This is a genomic window from Luteolibacter flavescens, from assembly GCF_025950085.1.
In the GTDB taxonomy this organism is placed as follows: domain Bacteria; phylum Verrucomicrobiota; class Verrucomicrobiia; order Verrucomicrobiales; family Akkermansiaceae; genus Haloferula; species Haloferula flavescens.
In genome coordinates this window covers 95,760-113,761 of the sequence record NZ_JAPDDS010000007.1, presented here as the reverse complement: position 1 = coordinate 113,761, position 18,002 = coordinate 95,760, and the positions used below count along the sequence as shown (strand labels likewise).

The window sequence follows — 18,002 nt, the reverse complement described above, 5'->3', positions numbered from 1 at the left end:
GATTCGGCTTGCAAGTCAAGCCGTTCCGCCGTATCCCCGCCGCAGATCAAACTTCCGACGCGGACGGAGCGGGTCAAAAGCCCGCTCTTTCGCGTCTCTAGGACATACGGAGCGCAAACGCGCCGCACTGCCCGCCATGACCAACGACATCGTCGCCCTCATCGACTACTACGAGAAAGAAAAAGGCATCGACCGCGACAAGGTCGTTGCAGCACTCGAGTACGCCTTCATTTCCGCCTACCGCAAGATGGTCCCCGGGGCCGATGCCATCGAGACCTTGCGCGCCGACGTGAATACCAAGAAGGGCGAGACCCGCATCTTCGCCGTGCTGACGGCCGTCGCCGACGAGGACTACCAGGACAAGTTCAATGAGGTCCCGATGGGCACCGCGCTGAAGAAGAAGCCGGACGCCCAGCCGGGTGACCTGCTTGAGTTCAACGTCACGCCGAAGGACTTCGGCCGCATCGCCGTGCAGACCGCGAAGCAGACGATGATGCAGCGCCTCCGCCAGGCGGAGAAGGAGATGATTTACGAGGAGTTCAAGGACCGCGCGGGCGACATTGTCTCCGGCACCGTCCGCCGCTTCGACCGCAGCGACGTGCTCGTGGACCTCGGCAAGTTCGAGGGCGTCATGCCGTCCCGCGAGCGCGTGCAGACCGAGGAATACAACATCGGCGACCGCATCCGCGCCTACGTCGTGGCCGTGGAAAACGAAGGCCGCGGCCCGGAGATCATCCTCTCCCGCAGCCATCCGAATTTCGTCCGCCGCCTCTTTGAAGCCGAGGTGAACGAGATCTCCGACCGCACCGTGGAAATCCGCGGCATCGCCCGCGAGGCCGGCTACCGCACGAAGGTGGCCGTCTTCAGCACCGACGAGAAGGTGGACCCCGTGGGTGCCTGCGTCGGCCTGCGTGGCGCACGCGTGAAGAACATCGTCCGCGAGCTCAACAACGAGAAGGTGGACATCATCCGCTGGAGCGATGATCCGGAGGAATTCGTCCGCGAGGCCCTCAAGCCCGCCGTTCTCCGCACCATCACCGTGGACAAGGAAAACCGCGTCGTCCACGTCACGGTGGAAGAGGAAGACCTCAGCAAGGCGATCGGCCGCCGCGGCCAGAATGCCCGCCTCTCCTCCCGCCTCATGGGCTGGGACGTGCAGGTCCGCAAGGACGAGAGCAAGCTGGAGCAATTCGAAAAGAAGATCGCCGGTGCCGCTCACTCGATGGCCGAGCAACTCGGCCTCGACGACGACCTCGCCGCCAAGCTCTTCCGCGCCGGCGGCATGTCCGCCGACATCGTCGCGGAGATGCCGGTGGACTACATCGCAGCAAATCTCGAGATCTCCGAGGAACGCGCCCAGGACATCCTGGACCGTGCCAAGGAGCACTCCACGTCGGCCTGAACGGCCTACGGACACGACTGATTTCTCCCGGAGCGAGGTGCTCCGAAACGACGACATACCCGCCTGATGGCCCCGAAAGACAAGGACAGCACGCCTCCCAAAAAGAAGGTTCTCGATCTGATCGAGGAACCGAAGGCCCAGTCGCGCCGCGAGCGCCAGCGGGCCGCCCAAACTGCCGCGGAGACGCCGCCGCCGCCAAGCGCCCTTGAAAAGGCCAAGGCTGCGGCCCTCGATCTTTTCGACGAAGGCGGGAAGAAGAAGCGCTCCGGCATCCGCAAGACCGAGCAATCGGGCAAGGCCGTGCTGCCGACGATTTCCAAGCTGCTCGAGGAAGAGAAGCCCGCTCCTGCCCCCGTGGCACCGGCTCCCCCTCCGCCACCGGCCGAGTCCGTCTCCCCCGTCGTGGTGGAGGCCCCTGCCGAGGAAGAGCCCGCCGACAGCGGCAATGTCATCAGCATCAAGCCGCCGATCATCGTCAGCGAACTGGCGAACCGCATGGGCCTGAAGCCCTTCGTGCTGCTGGCCGACCTGATCAAGCTGCAGGTTTTCGTCGCACCGCACCAGGCCATCGAGCCCGAGATCGCGGCCCGCGTCTGTGAACTCCACGGCTTCGTCTTCGAGCGCGAGAAGCGCGAAAAGGGCGGCGGCGTCCACAAGGTCGAGGAAGTCGTCGTCGAGCCCGCAGCTCCGAAGGACGAGCCGAAGGACCTGCTGCAACTGCGCCCGCCGATCATCACGATCATGGGCCACGTCGACCACGGGAAGACCTCCCTGCTCGACTACATCCGCAAGTCCACCATCACCAAGGGCGAGGCCGGCGGCATCACCCAGCACGTGGCCGCCTACAAGGTGGAGCACGAGGGCAAGCCGATCACCTTCATCGACACCCCGGGTCACGCCATCTTCTCCGACATGCGCGCCCGCGGCGCGGACATCACGGACATCGTGGTGCTCGTCGTGGCTGCCAATGACGGCATCATGCCGCAGACGGAAGAGGCCATCGCCCACGCGAAGAAGGCCGACAAGACCATCATCGTCGCGATCAACAAGTGCGACCTGCCAACCGCGAACACCATGCGCGTGAAGTCGCAGCTCGCGGAAAAGGGCCTGCAGACTGTGGACTACGGCGGCGACGTCGAGTTCGTGGAAATCTCCGCCCTCACGGGTGCCGGTGTTCCTGACTTGCTCGAGCTCCTCGCCCTTCAGGCCGAAGTGCTCGAACTGAAGGCGAACCCGCGCGGCAATGCCCGCGCCGCCATCATCGAAGCCCGCGTCCAGCCCGGCCGTGGTGCCACCGCCTCGGTCATCGTCGAGACCGGCACGCTCAAGGTCGGCAAGCCCTTCATCTGCGGCCCCTTCGCGGGCAAGGTGAAGTCGCTCATCAACGACCGCGGCGAGCAGGTGAAGGAAGCCAAGCCCGGCACGCCTGTCGAAGTCATCGGCTTCGAGGAAATGCCGAACGTGGGCGACAGCCTGGTCGAGATGGACAACATCCGCGCCGCGCAGAAGCTGGCCGATGAACGCCAGCTCGACCGCCGCAACGACCGCCTCCAGCTGACCCGGAAGAGCCGCATGGAGGATCTCTTCTCCAACGTCATCGAAGGCACCGGCAAGGCCGTCCTCAAGGTCGTGCTCAAGTGCGACGTGCAGGGCTCCGTGGAAGCGATCAAGAAGGCCATCGGCGACATCAAGTCCGACAAGGTCACCGCGCAGATCATCGTCGCAGGCGCCGGCCCGATCACGGCCGCCGACGTCCAGATGGCCAGTTCCGCCGATGCGGTGGTGCTGGGCTTCAATACCAAGGTCGAGGCCAATGCCGTGAAGGTGGTCAAGTCCGAGGGCGTCCAGGTGAAGCTCTACTCGATCGTTTACGAACTCATCGACCAGGTCCGCGAGGCGATGCTCGGCATGCTCGAGCCGCTCACCCGCGAGAACATCATCGGCCACGCCGAGGTTCGCATGATCTTCAAGCTCTCCAAGTCGAAGGGCCGCGCCGCCGGTTCCTACGTCACGGACGGCAAGATCCACCGAAAGGCCCACGCCCGCGTCATCCGCGGCGGCGTGCCGGTCTTCGACGGCAAGATGTCCACCCTCCGCCGCTTCCAGGACGAAGTGGAAGAGGTCAAGTCGGGCATGGAATGCGGTATCCGCCTCGGCGAATTCAACGAATACCAGGAAGCCGACGTCATCGAGTGCTACACGCTCGAGAAGATCGCGCAGACGCTGTGACGAGACAGAAGACTGGAAGACTCAAGACGCAAGACTTGAGTCCTCCGGTCGCCCCGGCTCCCTGCCCTTTCATTTCTTCTCTTGTGTCTTGCGTCTCCAAGTCTTGAGTCTCCCATGAGTCACCGCATCGACCGGGTCAATGAACTGCTGAAGCGCGAGATCGGCACCGTGGTCCAGAAGGACTACGAGTGGAATGGCGCGCTGGTCACCGTGAATGCGGTGGAGACGACCCAGGACATCAAGGAAGCCAAGGTCTGGGTCGGCGTGCTCGGCGGCCGGGTGGACAGCGTGCTCGAAAAGCTCAACCGCGACCACGGCTCCATCCAGAAGAAGATCTCGAAGCGCGTGGTCCTGAAGTCCATGCCCGTGATCACCTTCCGCCATGACGCCTCCGCGGAGCGCGGCGTGGAGATCGTAAACCTCCTCGACGAGGTCGCGAAGCTGCCGACGGCAAAGGACAGCGACGAGGAAAACTGAGCGCGCCGTCTCGCGGCCCGTCACTTGACGCGCGAGACATGTCTCGGGCGCTTGCCATCCTTGTCATGCAGTTGACGTGAGGGTCAGTGAGGGATTGAATTCCTTCATGGGTCTTACCCCGATTGCCCTTTTATTCACCCTCTTCAATCTGCCGATCCTGATCGCCCAGTGGATCGGAGTCCTGAATCTCCGCCGCAAGAGGGAAGGCGCGTCGTGGATCCTGATGCTGACAGGCACGATCATCGGTTCACTGACTCCCCTCCTTCCCATCCTGAGGCTGATCCTGTCGGGACTCTCCGTCAGGATACCGAACCTCGGCGAGTGGTTCATCTTTCTGCCCGCCATGGTGGGCATCCTCGGATCGATGCTGTTCTTCGTGGGATTCGCGATGCATGCCCTTCGCATCTCCCGCGGCAATGATCGCGCGGCGGAACTCGAGCAACTGGCCGCCGCCATGGCCCAGGAGATCGACAGGCTCAAGGCGGAGCGGGGAACACCCTGATCGCGACCTGATGCAAGGTTGACGACACAGGCGGATGCGACTCTTGATAGATAAGTCATGAATCCCACTCCGGCCTCGATCGGCATCGCCGCGCTCGTCGTGTTCCTGGCAATCGTGTCCGGCCTATGGATCGGTCTCTTCAGCCTGCGGAAGGTGCGCCGCGGCCTGACGTGGTGGCTCATGTTTGTTGGCATGGTTCTCTTCTCCATCGGCCCGATTTTGTTAGGCTTCGGGATCTGGGGACTTTTCACGGCCATGACCGGGCCGTCCTCGATGTTCCCTCGCTGGGATGTGGAACTCGTCGCCACGATCCTGGCCGCAATCATTCCGTGCGGACTCCTGCTTTTCTCCATCGGCTTCTGCATGCACGCGATGGCCGCCGCACGGATGGCAGCGCGGGCGGAGGAGTTGGAGCAGCTATCGACCGCCCTGGCCGGGGATCTTAGCGAACTCCGAGACCGGAAGCCGCTCGCACGTTGAACAAGGCGGACGGGACGATCGCGCACAATCATGCGCCCCGACCCGGCTGAGCCGCCCGGAACCCCACCTTGACAAGATTTTTCTAAAAAATTAAGGGATGCGTGCTGTTTGGTTCTGTCACCCATCAACACATGAAGAATTTTGCCTCCCCGCTTGTCGCCGCTTGCTTGGCATCCCCCGCCCTTGCCGGTGACGTGCTCCCACCGAAGACGAACTCGTCCATCCCCATCGACGAGGCCCTCCTGACCCAGCGCCCGTATTCGCAGAATGGCGTGGTTCTCGCCGGAGCCCTCCGCGGCAGCGGCTTCGTCGCCGAGCACCCGAATCTTTTCATCACCGCGGCTCACGTGCTCTACAGCGACGAGGGCAAGTGGGCCAGCCCGCCGATCTGGGCCGGCGGAGTGAATTCCCTCAGCGAGCCGCAGACAGGCACCATCACCTCCCGCGGCTATTTCCGCTGGGCGGCCTACTCGAAGCAAGCGGCGGCATCGGGCGGAGACTCGGTGAATGCCTTCAAGCAGGACGTCGCCCTCGCCTGGGCCTTCACCCCCTTCACTGCGGAACAGCCCGCGCTCCTCGACTTCAAGGGCACCGCGAACCTGCGCTCCGGCATCTCCTCCATGATCACCGGCTATCCGGCGCTGATCGACTACACCGAGGCTCCGGGCAATTACCTCCTGCACTCCACGCTGGAGGAGACCACGCGCTACAAGGCCCACGGGAACTATCTCACCGCCACGCACATCTCGACCGGCCCCGGCAACAGCGGTGGCCCCGTGTGGGTGCGCGACGCGGACAGCGGCTGGAAGGTAGGCGGGGTGCTCGTGTCCGGGCGTCCTTCCGAGAATGGCATCTATGGCTTCTCGTCCCAGATGAAGACGCTTTTGAAAGCTGCCGACCCGGTGCTCGCCACCACGCTCGGTGAGCTGAAGCCGCCGTCCAAGATCGGCACGACCAGCCGCATCGCGATCCTCTCCAAGCCGAAGACCATTCCCGACGGTCGCCAGAAGTGGACCCGCGTCCCGCTCAATGTCGGCTCCTTCCCGGCGGGCTCCGCCATCAGCAAGGTGAAGCTGAACCTGACCATCACCACCGACCACATCGGCGATCTGGTCGTGCAGCTCGTCGGCCCGAATGGAACGTCGGCCACGCTTCATGACAGCGAGGGCGCAGGGGGCCACGATCTCGTCATCAATGACATGGATCTCAGCGCGGCATTCCGCGGCACTGCTTCCGCCGAGGGCATCCCTGCCAAGTGGTTTCTCCAGGTGCAAGACCGCCTGACCGGGGACATCGCCGTGGTCACGCGCTTCCAGCTTGAGGTGGGCATCGACTGAGCATGGCTGGCCGCAAAGCCATACTGCTGGTTTTCGTCGCACTGGGCGGGATCGTCGGCTGGATGTCGCGATCCCCTGCCCCGGCTGACACGGCCTCGGTCGGGACACCCCCGAAGGCTCCTGCGACAGCTACGAAGCGGGCGGAGCCAGGCCATAAGGCGCTCGTGGCGGACTGGCGTGAATGCCTCGCCCAGTGTGAAAACGGGGCCGATCCGGAAGCACTGGCGAAGCTGCTGCGCGCCACCAAGAACGCCTGGCTTGAGGAAGAGCCGGACGTAGTCGCGCAGACCATTGGCCAACTTTTGCGGAGCGGTGTGGATGCCGAGACGGGCATCCCTTTTGAGACCGGTCCCGGTCGGGCACTCGTCGGCTGGCCCACCTTGCGGGTCTTCCTCCTTGATGTCCTTTCGGTCACCGATCCCGATCTCGCGATGGAGATCGCGCGTGAAGTGCTGGGCACCACCGGCTCCGCGGAGGAATTCGCCGTCGCGCTGAAGCCGCTCACGCATGGGAAAACATGGCGGGCGTCCGACGAAGAACTGGCGGGCTATTTTTCAAAGATGCTGGGCACGCCTGCATGGCAGGATTCCGCAGGGCTGGCCGAAGCGCTCGACCTTTCCCGCTTCGTCTCATCGCCGGAGATCGCCGAAACCCTCGCCCGTTGGGTGGATCAGTCGTCGCAGCCGGGTGAAGCCGGCGCGCTTGCGCTCCATGAGACGACTGCCGAGGCACCCGCCCTGATGTCCGGCCTGATCACCTCGGACGACACGCTTTTCGCCGGGCAACCGGACCTGCGCGCCAGCCTGATGGCGCGCGCCAATGTCTCCGACGCGACGCAGGCGGAGCACGTGGAGGCCTACCTGAGAAATCCTGCCATCCCCGATGCGGAGAAGCAGCAATTCCTCACGCTCTTCCCGCTGCGCAGCGCGACGACCGGCTACCGTCTCTATGGAAATCCCCCTTCCCCGTTTGCAAAAGAGCAGGTGCAGGCCGACGACCGGGCGGCACTCGAGAAGGTGAACATCTGGAAGAGCGATCCTGCATTCGCGCCTCTGGCGAAGGACATCTCGGCGCTTGAAGCACGCCTGCAATCGTGGTCCCGGCAGCCTGACAATTGACGGCACCCTCCCGGTCTCCTTGGATGGCGCATGGCTACGGCATCCGGTGAACCCATGAGATCGAGCGAAGGAGGCCTGGCACGGTGATCACGGACAGCATCGCCTTTCTCGACCTGCCCGACGGTCGGTCGCTTGTCGGCCGTGGTCCATTCACCCCGTCCGCAAAGCCACCGCAAGAGGGCGTGGCCTTTTACCGGAATGACTTCGGCCTCGGAGCTGCCGAGCCATGGCTTGTGCCGGATCGCTGGGAAATCGCCAGCCACGGCGAGGTCGCCTCGCTCATCGGCATGGCCGGAGGATCTCCGGCCTGCACCTGGGAAGCGCCGGAGGCCTCGGACTTTTCCCTCGTCTTCCAGGAGATCAGCGCTGCCATCCGCGGCGGGACTTTCGAAAAGACGGTGCCGGTGGTGGTCGAGCGTGGGACGCTCGAAGAGGCTCCCGGGCATCGCTTGCTGGCGACCGCGGCAGGGAGTTCCGGTCCGCTGTTAGGCTATGGATTCTCGGATGGCGTCTCCGGGTTCGCCGGGGCATCGCCGGAGCTGCTGCTCTCCGTCACCGGCGGCGTCCTGAAGACGATGGCGCTGGCAGGCACCGCCCGCACCGAAGAGCGCGACGTGCTGGCCGTGGATGAGAAGGAGATCCGCGAGCACGAGTACGTCGCGCAATCCCTGGTGGCAAAACTCGGCGACATCGGCGAGGTCCGGCGCGGGCCGCGCGGCATCCTGCAGCTCGGCTCCATCGTCCACTTCCACACGCCCATCGAGGTCGATCTCACGGGAGAGGAAAGCCCTGCGCAATTGCTTCGCCGGCTTCACCCGACGCCCGCTCTTGGCCCCCTGCCCCGCACACCGGAGACGCTGAGGCAGCTCATCGGCTGGCGTCGCAGGCTCGGGACGCCGGAAGATTTCGGTGCGCCCTTTGGAGCGATCGTGGACGGTGATTTCCATGCCATCGTGGCCATCCGCGGGCTATGGTGGCAAGATCGCGAGGTCATCCTCCCGGCGGGCTGCGGCGTCATCGAGGCGAGCCGGCTGGTCAATGAATGGCGGGAGCTGCGGCTAAAGCGCGAGGCGGTGAAGGCCCGCTTTGGCCTGTGAGCGCGCGGGCCCGGCCTTGCGTCGTGCAAGCCCGCGCGCCAAGCTCGCGGACGTGAGCACTGCCCTCGACCGTCTTCGTTCATTGGCCCGTGAAAAGGCCGTCGTCGCCACTTCCGCCGCCACCATCGGGTGGGATCAGGAAACCTATCTGCCGGACGATGGCCACGAATGGCGCGCCGACCAGATTGCCTGGCTCTCCGAGCGCGCCCACGAACTCGGCACGTCTTCCGCATGGGGTGACGCCCTCGCCGCCGCGGAAGCCGATGGCACCGCCCCGGCATTGACCGCCGCGATGCGCCGCGACTACGACCGCGCGACGAAGCTCCCCGGCGAACTCGTCGCCCGCGAAGCCCAGGCTTCCTCCCTCGGCAAGCAGGCGTGGGCCGATGCCCGCAAACGCTCCGACTTCGCGACCTTCGCCCCGCATCTCGAAACCCTGCTCGCCATCGCCCGCGAGAAGGCGGACCGCTGGGGCTACGAGGCCGAGGCCTACGACGCGCTGCTCGACACCTACGAACGCGGTGCAACCGCAGCCGGTATCGCATCCCTTTTCGACGCGCTGAAGCCACAGCTTCGTGAAGTCGCCGCGGCCGCGGTGGCCCGCTCCGACAGCCGCAATGCCACGCTGCCCGGCGGTATCTACCCGATCGAGGCGCAGCAGAAATTCAACGCGGTGGTCGCGGAATCGCTCGGCTTCGATTTCAAGGCCGGACGCATCGACACCACGGCGCATCCCTTCTGCACCACGCTCGGCCCGCGGGACATCCGCCTGACGACCCGGTATGACGAGAGCGATTTCACCTCCTCGCTCTTCGGCGTGATGCACGAGGCCGGTCACGGACTCTACGAGCAGGGCCTGCCCGCGAAGGAGGTCGGACTGCCTTCCGGAGAAGCCGCGTCGCTCGGCATCCACGAGTCGCAGTCGCGCCTGTGGGAAAACCACGTCGGCCGCTCGCGACCCTTCTGGGAAAAGTGGCTGCCGGTCGCTGCCCAGCATTTCCCGCAACTCGCCGGGACATCGCTCGATGACTTCCTCGCCGCGATCCACCGCGCCGCCTTCTCCTACATCCGCGTCGAGGCGGATGAGGCCACCTACGACCTGCATATCCTGCTGCGCTTCGGTCTGGAGCGCCGACTGGTCTCGGGCGAACTCTCGGTGAAGGACGTGCCCGCCGCTTGGAACGAGAGCTTCCGTGATCTCTTTGGCATGACGCCGCCGGACGATGCCCATGGCTGCCTGCAGGACATCCACTGGTCCATGGGAGGCCTCGGGTACTTCCCGACCTACACGCTCGGAAACCTGAATGCCGCCCAGCTCTTCGCCGCCGCGAATGCGGACGCCACGATTTCCTCCGCGATCGCGAAAGCCGAGTATGCCCCGCTGCTGACGTGGCTGCGCGACAAGGTCCACGCAAAGGGGGCCGTCCTCACTCCGGCGGAAATCATCAGTCAGGCCACGGGCAAGGCACCCTCGCCGGAGGCGCATCTGGAGCACCTGCGGCTGCGCTATCTGGCGTGATGCCCGCGGCGAATCGCCTCGATCTACCCAAGAAAAACGGCGGCCTGATGGCCGCCGTTTTTGTTCAAAGTTCGCGTGAAGCGTGCCGGAGGCGCGGGTGCCTCATTTGATCTCCATGCCGCTGTTCGGCCAGATCCATTTGACGACCCTGCCATCCTTGATCAGGGCCTTGGCTTGGATGGTCTTCACGCCGAAGATGGTCTCGGCCTTGTAGGCGGCCTGTCCGGTCTGGTACTTGGTGCCGTCCACTTCCTCCTCCTCGCCGGCTTTCCAGCCGAGCACTTGCTCGAAGGTGAATTCCTTCACGTCGCCATCCTTGATGCTATCCTGCATCAGCTTGACGATGTCACCGGAAGCAGCGCCCCCACCCGCGGTGGCAGGTGGCGTGACCGGAGCTGCAGGCTCCGGCATCGGGGCTGGCGGCTCAGGTGCCGGGATGATGGTAGGCGCAGGCTCCGGGGCAGGCTCGGGAGCCGGTGCTGGTTCGGGATCGGGCTCCGGTTTTGGCGCGGGGGCAGGCTCCGGCTTCGGAGCCGGATCGACCTTCGGCGCGGGAGCCGGTGGGGTATCCTGCTGATCCGGAGCCTCTTCCTCGTCGGGCTGCTCCAGCTTCACGATCGCGTAGGTCGTCTTACCGGTCAGCGTCGGGCGCAGCGTCGGCTCCAGAAAGTAGCCCGCGGCACCGGCTGCCAAGACACAAAAGATCGGGAAAACAACGTTCATGTGACTGCGGATACGTAGGATTCGAGCCCCCTTTTGACGAGAAATTTCACCGTTCACGCCGCGGATCGATTTCCACTCCGCCCGCGTCTCCCTTTGCGCTTCCGGCCCACCGCGAGGCCCCCTAGCCTCCGCCCATGTCGCGACTTTTCCTGCTGGATGGGATGGCGCTCGTCTATCGCGCGCACTTCGCCTTCATCCAGAACCCCATCCGTAACTCCAAGGGTGTCAATACCTCGGCGCTCTACGGATTCATCAATACCCTGCTGACAATCCTGGAAAAGGAAAAGCCGACCCACCTGGGAGTCGCCTGGGACACCTCCGCGCCCACCCCGCGCCACGAGAAATTCCCCGCCTACAAGGCCCAGCGCGACGAAATGCCCGAGGAACTCGCCGCTGCCATCCCGAACGTGAAGCGCCTGTGCCGCGCCTTTCACCTGCCGCTGCTGGAAATCGATGGCTACGAGGCGGACGACCTGATCGGCACGCTGGCCAAGCGGGCATCGGCCGAGGGCATCGAGACCTACATGGTCACGCCGGACAAGGACTTCGCCCAGCTCCTCGACGAGCGCACCTTCATGTGGAAGCCCGGGAAAAAGGGTGCCGAGCACGAGGTGATCAGCGTCGAGAAGCTCCCGGAAATCTGGGGCGTGAAGGACCCGCACCAGATCATCGACCTGCTGGGCCTGATGGGCGATGCAGTGGACAATATCCCCGGCGTGCCCGGCATCGGCCCGAAGACCGCGCAGAAGCTCATCGCCGACTTCGGCTCGGTGGAAAACCTGCTCCAGAATCTCGCCTCGCTGAAGGGCAAGCAGAAGGAAAACCTGACGACCTTCTCCGAGCAGGCACTGCTTTCGAAGGATCTCGCCACCATCATCATCGATGCGCCCATCGAGGTGACGTGGGCAGATCTCGCGCTTTCGCCACGCGATGATGAAGCGGTGAAGGCACTCTTCACCGAGTTCGAATTCCGCTCGCTCACTAAGCGGCTTTTTGGCGACACGGGAAGCTCTTCCGAGACCACGACCGAGTCGGCGGAGCAGGCAGCCGCGCCCGTCTTCGCGCATCTCAAGACCATCGGCGAGGTGCCGCACACCTACCATCTCGCCGATAGCCCGGAGAAACAGGCGGAGCTTTTCGAGCAGCTCTCGAAACAGGAGCGCTTCTGCTTCGACATCGAGACCACCTCGCTCGACCGTTTCGAGGCGAAGCTGCTCGGCGTCGCCTTCTCATGGCACGATCACGAGGGATGGTATCTGCCCTACTCGGAAGCCCTGCTGCCAGAGCTGACGAAGGCCCTGTCGTCCTCCGCGACGAAGATCGGCCACAATCTCAAATACGATCTGTCCGTGCTACACCAGCACGGCGTCGAGGTGGGCGGGCCGATCTTCGACACCATGCTCGCCCATGGCCTCGTCTTCCCGGACCAGCGCCACACGATGGACTATGTGAGCGAGACCATGCTGGGCTACACGCCGGTGAAGCTCGCGGACATCGCCAGCGCCGCGCCTGCGGCCGGGGCAAGCGATGATCTCTTTGCATTCGCGGAGACGAAGAAGGCCTCGAAGGAGCTGGATATCGCCGCGATCCCGCTGGCCACGCTGGCGGAATACGCCGCGGAGGATGCGGACGTGACCTGGCAGATCGCGGGGAAGCTTGCGCCTCTGTTAGACGGGCAGGAGCACGTCTTCCGCGAGATCGAGTGTCCGCTGCTGCCGGTGCTGGTCCGGATGGAAATGGAAGGCATCGCGATCGATCCCGGAGCACTCGTGGAGATCGGCAGCCAGCTCCAGCAAAGGATCGACGAGCTTTCACGCACGATCGCCACGCACGCGGGCAAGCCCTTCAACCTGAACTCGCCGAAGCAACTCGGGGAGATTCTCTTCAATGACCTGGGCCTCGCGGACAAGGCGAAGAAGACCAAGACCGGCCAATTCAAGACCGACGAGGCCACGCTCACGTCGCTGGCGGGCAAGCACCCGATCATCGACGAGATCCTGGAATACCGCGAGGCGACGAAGCTGAAGGGCACCTACCTCGACGCGCTGCCAGGCCACATCGTGCCAAAGACCGGGCGGATCCACACACAGTTCCACCAGCTCGTCGCCGCCACCGGGCGCCTCGCCTCCACGGACCCGAATCTCCAGAACATCCCCATCCGCTCCGCGCTCGGCCGGCAGATCCGCAAGGCCTTCGTCCCGCGCGAGGGCTTCACGCTGCTTTCCTGCGACTACTCGCAGATCGAACTCCGCGTGATGGCCGCACTGGCGAATGACACCTCGATGATCGAGGCCTTCCGCGAGAACCGCGACATCCACACCGCCACCGCGGCGAAGGTGTGGGGCGTGGTCGAAAGCGACGTCACCCGCGAGCAACGCAGCGGCGCGAAGATGGTGAACTTCGGCATCATCTATGGCATCTCCGCCTTCGGCCTGAGCCAGCGGCTGGGCATCCCCCGCGGTGAGGCGGCAGACATCATCAACAACTATTTCAAGGAGTACCCCGCGATCAAGGAGTTCATGGATCGCACCATCACCGAGGCACGGGAAAAGGGCTACGTCGAGACCCTCAGCGGACGCCGGCGCTACTTCCCCGACCTCACGTCGGCGAACCAGACCATCCGCGGAAATGCCGAGCGTGCGGCGATCAATACGCCAATCCAAGGAACCGCCGCAGACATGATCAAACTGGCCATGATCCGCATCGATTCCTTGCTACGTGAAGGATCTCACGAGACGGCGATGTTGTTACAAGTCCACGACGAACTTGTCTTTGACCTTTCTGTCAAAGAGCAGGAAAAGTTGGTTCCAAAGCTGCTTCACGAAATGGAAACCGCGTTGCCATTACCGGGTGACGTACCGATTCTTGTGGAGCACGGCACAGGTCCCAACTGGCTCGCAGCTCACTAAATCGGCTGAAGATCAACATTTGCAAATCTTGCATGGCATTTAGCAACTGAAAATGTTGCAAGATGGGCTTGTTGCACTTCATACTGTTATCCACCGATAAGAAATTGGTTATCACGGGTGGTTGATAAAGGGGAAAAACGGACAAAGCTGGGGCAGTCTCATGAAGCGCTGCTTGCCCCACTCCCCGACAGCTCTTGCATCCGCCCGCCGGACTTCCTCTGGCAGTGTGAAAGCTTGGAACAGCCCGGAGAGAGGTGACGGCAGTCGCCAGGTGAGCGACTACATCGAGGGGCCCATCGGGTCGCTTCGTTCCAATCCTCGACTGTTGGAGAATTTGGAATTCCGGTCTTCCGGAGTTCCGGGGGGACCTCCGGCAGTCTCCAGGATGATTTGTGTGTGTGATAGTATAGTAAGATAGTTGGGTGAATACTTCCGGATTGCTTCCCGGGTGAGGCCTATAGTGGAGGCTTCCAATGGCTGGTGGTGGCAATCCGGTGGGACAGAACGCGGCGGCATCGGCTGGGGGGCCGATGCCGCCGCGAATCCTTTCCGGGCTATGCTTCCCCGAATCCGCCGCCACCGGGCGTCTCGATAACCACGCGTTCCCCCGCAGCAGCCTGATAGGTCACGGCACCCGGCAGGCTTTCCCGCGACCCGTCCGGATGGATCCGCACCTGGCTGCCGGGCGAGCCGTCCGAGCCGCCATGGATCCCCCGCGGGCCAGCCACCCGGCGCTCGGTGAGGAAGGAAATCACCAGCGGCTTAAGAAACTGGACCTCGCGGATCACGCCGTCGCCACCGCGATTTTTTCCGTGGCCTCCGGAATCCCGGCGCACCTCGTAACGCCACAGGCGGACGGGAAAGCGGTGCTCCATCACCTCGGGATCGGTGATCGCGGTATTCGTCATGTGGACGTGGCGACCGGAATTCCCCACATGCCCCGGCCCCGCGCCAGAGCCGCCCGCGAGAGTTTCGTAGTAACCGAAGCGCTCGTCGCCAAAGAGGAAGTTGTTCATCGTTCCCGGGCCATTCGCCGCCAGGTCCAGAGCCTCCAGCAGCAGCTCCGTGAGACGCTGGCTGGTTTCCACATTTCCTCCGACCACCGCGGGAGCCTTCGCGGGATCATCGCCGAAGTCCGGTGACAGGATGCCCCGGGGAATGATGGTCTCCACCGCCTCCAGCAGGCCTTCATTGAGCGGCACGTCCTCGCCAAGCCATAGGCGTAGCGCGAAGAGAACGGCGCTGCGAACGATGGCGGGAGTCGCATTCAGATTCCGAGGGTGCACGTCGCCCGTGCCGGTGAAATCCAGCACCAGCTTTCCTTTATCCGCCGTGATGCGGAGTTGCAGCGGGGTGCCGTCGTCATAGGCCGAGGTGACGGTCCGGTCGAGCGACAGACCTTGCAAACGCTCGCTCATCAGTGTGGCGGAGCGGTCGAGGATACCGCGCAGCTCATCCCGCACGACATTGCCCGCGTGTGCGGATGCGAGATCTTCCAGCGAGCGGACGCCGTGATGGATCGATGCGAGTTGCGCTTCAAGGTCGGCGAGATTGTCGGAGATGCGGCGGGATGGCCACGGTGCATCGCGAAGCAAAGTCCCGATCTCATCGAAGCGAGTCTCGCCTCCTTTCACCAAGAAACGCGGGGCGATCACCACACCCTCTTCCGCCAGGCAACGCGCATCGGCTGGCATCGAGCCGGGGGCCTTGCCGCCGATTTCCGCGTGATGGGCGCGGTTCGCGACAAAGGCGATCCTTTCTCCCGCGGCGTCAAAGACCGGCGCGATGAGCGTAACATCCGGAAGGTGGGACCCGCCGAAGCCGGGATGATTCGTGATGACCACGTCGCCGGGGCCGGGATCGATCACGCGGAGAACTTCACGCACGCAGACCCCGAGCGCGCCAAGATGAACCGGCACATGCGGTGCGCTGGCGACGAGATGACCGCTGCCATCGAGCAGCGCGCAGGAGTAGTCCAGCCGCTCTTTCACATTCGTCGAGAGCGCGGTGCGCCGCAGCATTTCCCCCATCGAGGTCACGATGCCCTCGAAGCGGCTGCGGAAAAGTCCCGCCGATACCGCGGACGAAAGCGACTGCCCGATGGATGGCAGATCTTCCCCATGCGACTTCTCTAACAGCAGCGTGCCATGGTCGCCACGGCGCATCCCCCACCCCGCCGGGATGGCACAGGTGGAAAAGCGATCCTGCAGGAGCAGCGGACCCGGCTGGAGATCATCGCTGAAAGTTTCGGCGGAAGACTCACCGGACTTTTCTTCAGCCGCGACGCGCAGCGCGACCAATTCCACCGGGCGGCCCGCAGGAGGCGGGTAGCCATAGAGCTTGCGATACTCGCCCTCGAAATCTCCGATGATCTCGGCCGCGGATGAATCGGCAGTTGCAGGCTCCACCGTGAGAAAGGTGTCCTGACCGACCAGCCTGAGATCCGCGATCCAGCGGAAATCCGCATCGGGAATGCACACCGTGGCGGCGAGCGCGTGCCATTCCTCCATCAGGGACGGCACCTGATCCAGCGGCTTCAGTATCTGCTTCACCCGCTGCTCCTGGCGTCGCGCGCGCTCGAGACCCCACGCACTGAGCAGGCCTGCGTCGGCGGGGATGAGCACGCGCGAGACACCGAGACGGTCCGCCACGGCGCAGGCATGTTGCGGACCCGCTCCACCGAAGGCGAGCAGCGCGAAGTCCTGCGGGTCGCATCCCTCGCGAACACTGACACCGCGGATCGCCTCCGCCATGGTCTCGACCGCGATGTCACGCAGGCCTGCCAAAAGGCCATCAGCATCCATTGTTTCTCCGGAGCCGCGCAATTCAGAGAGGAGTTCATCCAGGCGCAGCTCGGCGGCTGCGCGATCGAGTGGAATGCCGGCCTTCGCCGGGTCCTTCAGGCCGAGCAGGAGATTCACGTCCGTGAGCGTCAGCGGCCCGCCGCGCCCGTAACAGGCCGGCCCGGGATTCGCCCCCGCACTCTCCGGACCGACCTCCAGACGACCATTCCTCCATTGGCAGATCGAGCCGCCACCGGCTGCCACCGTCTCGATCTTCAACGCAGGCGCGAAGACACGCGCTGCTCCGATCTCCTGCTCCTGCCGCCACGTGAAGGGGCCGTCGATCCGTGCCACATCCGTGCTCGTCCCGCCCATGTCAAAGGTGAGCACCCGTGGAAATCCGGCCCGGCGCGCAAGCTCCGCCGCGCCGACCAAGCCGCCCGCAGGCCCGGAAAGCAGTGAGTCCTTTGGCCGGAAATCGCTCGCGGGCACAAGGCCACCTGCGCTGGTCATCAGCCACGGCTCGGCACCCAGCGGTCCTGCCACGCGCCGCACGAAGTGGTCCATCACCGGAGCGAGATAGGCGTCCGTCACGGCGGTCTCCGCGCGGGGTAGCAGGCGGATCATCGGAGCGACCTCGGACGAGAGGCAGACGTGGGTGAAGCCCTCCTCACGCAACATGGTTCCGATGCGACGCTCATGCTCCGGGTTTGCCCACGAATGCAGCAGCGCCACCGCAGCGGTCGCGATACCCTGTGCCCGCGCTGCCTTGACCGCCTCGCGGATTTCCTCGGGGTCGAGTGCTTCGATTTCATTTCCCGAGGCATCGAGTCGGCCTCCGCATTCGCAGACAGCGCTGGCGAGCGGACGGCGCTGCGGCTGGGCCAGCGAGAAAAGCAGCTCCCGCCGTTGGTCGCGAATCTCCAACAGATCGCCAAATCCGCGCGTGACGATGAAGAGCACCGGGGCGCCTTTTCTCTCTAACAAGGCATTCGTCCCGCGGGTGGTGGCCACGCGGAAATCGACCGGTGGGAGGGGCACGACCGCGGGCGTGCCGGTGAGCAACCGAGCCGCAGCCACCGGTGCCTCGTCCCCGCAGGACAGCTCGAGGATACCGCCTGCTACGAGATCTGTCGTACTTCCCTCCAGCTTCAGCCTGCGTGCTCCATCGCGGCTATCGAGCACGGAGACACTCGCACCGGACCATCCGGCCAGTGTGCCGTCGGACAGCGACAGCTCCGAGTCGGTGAGCCACCACTCGCCATCCTGCGCGACAAGGCGGCAGCGCAGCGTGCCATCGGACAAGATCTTCGCCCGCCGCTCGCCGCCATCCGGGCCCACGGCCCAAGCGTCGGTGAAAGTTCCGCCGGTATCCACTCGGATGCGCCATTGCATGCGAGCAGTGGAAATCGGGACGCCCCGTCAG

General features: G+C 64.4%; 12 protein-coding genes. 10 read left to right on the top strand and 2 right to left on the bottom strand.

The window, feature by feature from the left end; translation table 11 throughout:
• Positions 1-136 precede the first annotated feature (136 nt).
• The 9 genes from nusA (at position 137) to OKA04_RS13905 (ending at position 10,161) form a co-directional block, all read left to right on the top strand.
• Positions 137-1,402, top strand: a complete 1,266-nt coding sequence (gene nusA / locus OKA04_RS13945; protein ID WP_264501793.1) for a transcription termination factor NusA — start codon at positions 137-139, stop codon at positions 1,400-1,402.
• Positions 1,403-1,468: 66 nt separating this feature from the next.
• The gene (gene infB, locus OKA04_RS13940; RefSeq protein WP_264501792.1) at positions 1,469-3,631 is read left to right on the top strand and encodes a translation initiation factor IF-2; all 2,163 of its coding nucleotides are present in this window, start codon (positions 1,469-1,471) and stop codon (positions 3,629-3,631) included.
• A gap of 114 nt (positions 3,632-3,745) precedes the next feature.
• Positions 3,746-4,108, top strand: coding sequence for a 30S ribosome-binding factor RbfA (rbfA, locus tag OKA04_RS13935; protein WP_264501791.1), 363 nt, complete (start codon positions 3,746-3,748; stop codon positions 4,106-4,108).
• Between the two features lie 106 nt (positions 4,109-4,214).
• The gene (locus OKA04_RS13930) at positions 4,215-4,610 is read left to right on the top strand and encodes a hypothetical protein (protein WP_264501790.1); all 396 of its coding nucleotides are present in this window, start codon (positions 4,215-4,217) and stop codon (positions 4,608-4,610) included.
• Positions 4,611-4,667: 57 nt separating this feature from the next.
• Entirely contained in the window at positions 4,668-5,090 is a 423-nt protein-coding gene (locus OKA04_RS13925; protein ID WP_264501789.1) for a hypothetical protein, read from the top strand.
• Positions 5,091-5,221: 131 nt separating this feature from the next.
• Positions 5,222-6,427, top strand: a complete 1,206-nt coding sequence (locus tag OKA04_RS13920; protein WP_264501788.1) for a proprotein convertase P-domain-containing protein — start codon at positions 5,222-5,224, stop codon at positions 6,425-6,427.
• 2 nt (positions 6,428-6,429) lie between these two features.
• A complete protein-coding gene (locus tag OKA04_RS13915) occupies positions 6,430-7,545 on the top strand; it encodes a hypothetical protein (RefSeq protein WP_264501787.1) in 1,116 nt (371 codons plus the stop codon).
• 83 nt (positions 7,546-7,628) lie between these two features.
• Complete coding sequence (locus tag OKA04_RS13910) at positions 7,629-8,642, top strand: chorismate-binding protein (RefSeq protein ID WP_264501786.1); 1,014 nt, start codon at positions 7,629-7,631, stop codon at positions 8,640-8,642.
• Positions 8,643-8,694: 52 nt separating this feature from the next.
• Positions 8,695-10,161, top strand: a complete 1,467-nt coding sequence (locus OKA04_RS13905) for a carboxypeptidase M32 (RefSeq protein WP_264501785.1) — start codon at positions 8,695-8,697, stop codon at positions 10,159-10,161.
• A gap of 102 nt (positions 10,162-10,263) precedes the next feature.
• Here OKA04_RS13905 and OKA04_RS13900 read toward each other — a convergent pair whose 3' ends face one another.
• Positions 10,264-10,884 (bottom strand): hypothetical protein, encoded by a 621-nt coding sequence (locus OKA04_RS13900; protein WP_264501784.1) that lies wholly within the window; start codon positions 10,882-10,884, stop codon positions 10,264-10,266.
• Positions 10,885-11,018: 134 nt separating this feature from the next.
• Here OKA04_RS13900 and polA point away from each other — a divergent pair, with 134 nt between their 5' ends.
• Complete coding sequence (gene polA, locus OKA04_RS13895) at positions 11,019-13,793, top strand: DNA polymerase I (RefSeq protein WP_264501783.1); 2,775 nt, start codon at positions 11,019-11,021, stop codon at positions 13,791-13,793.
• Between the two features lie 554 nt (positions 13,794-14,347).
• On the opposite strand, the gene OKA04_RS13890 is transcribed toward polA, so the two are convergent.
• Positions 14,348-17,971, bottom strand: a complete 3,624-nt coding sequence (locus OKA04_RS13890) for a hydantoinase B/oxoprolinase family protein (protein WP_264501782.1) — start codon at positions 17,969-17,971, stop codon at positions 14,348-14,350.
• Positions 17,972-18,002: the final 31 nt, after the last annotated feature.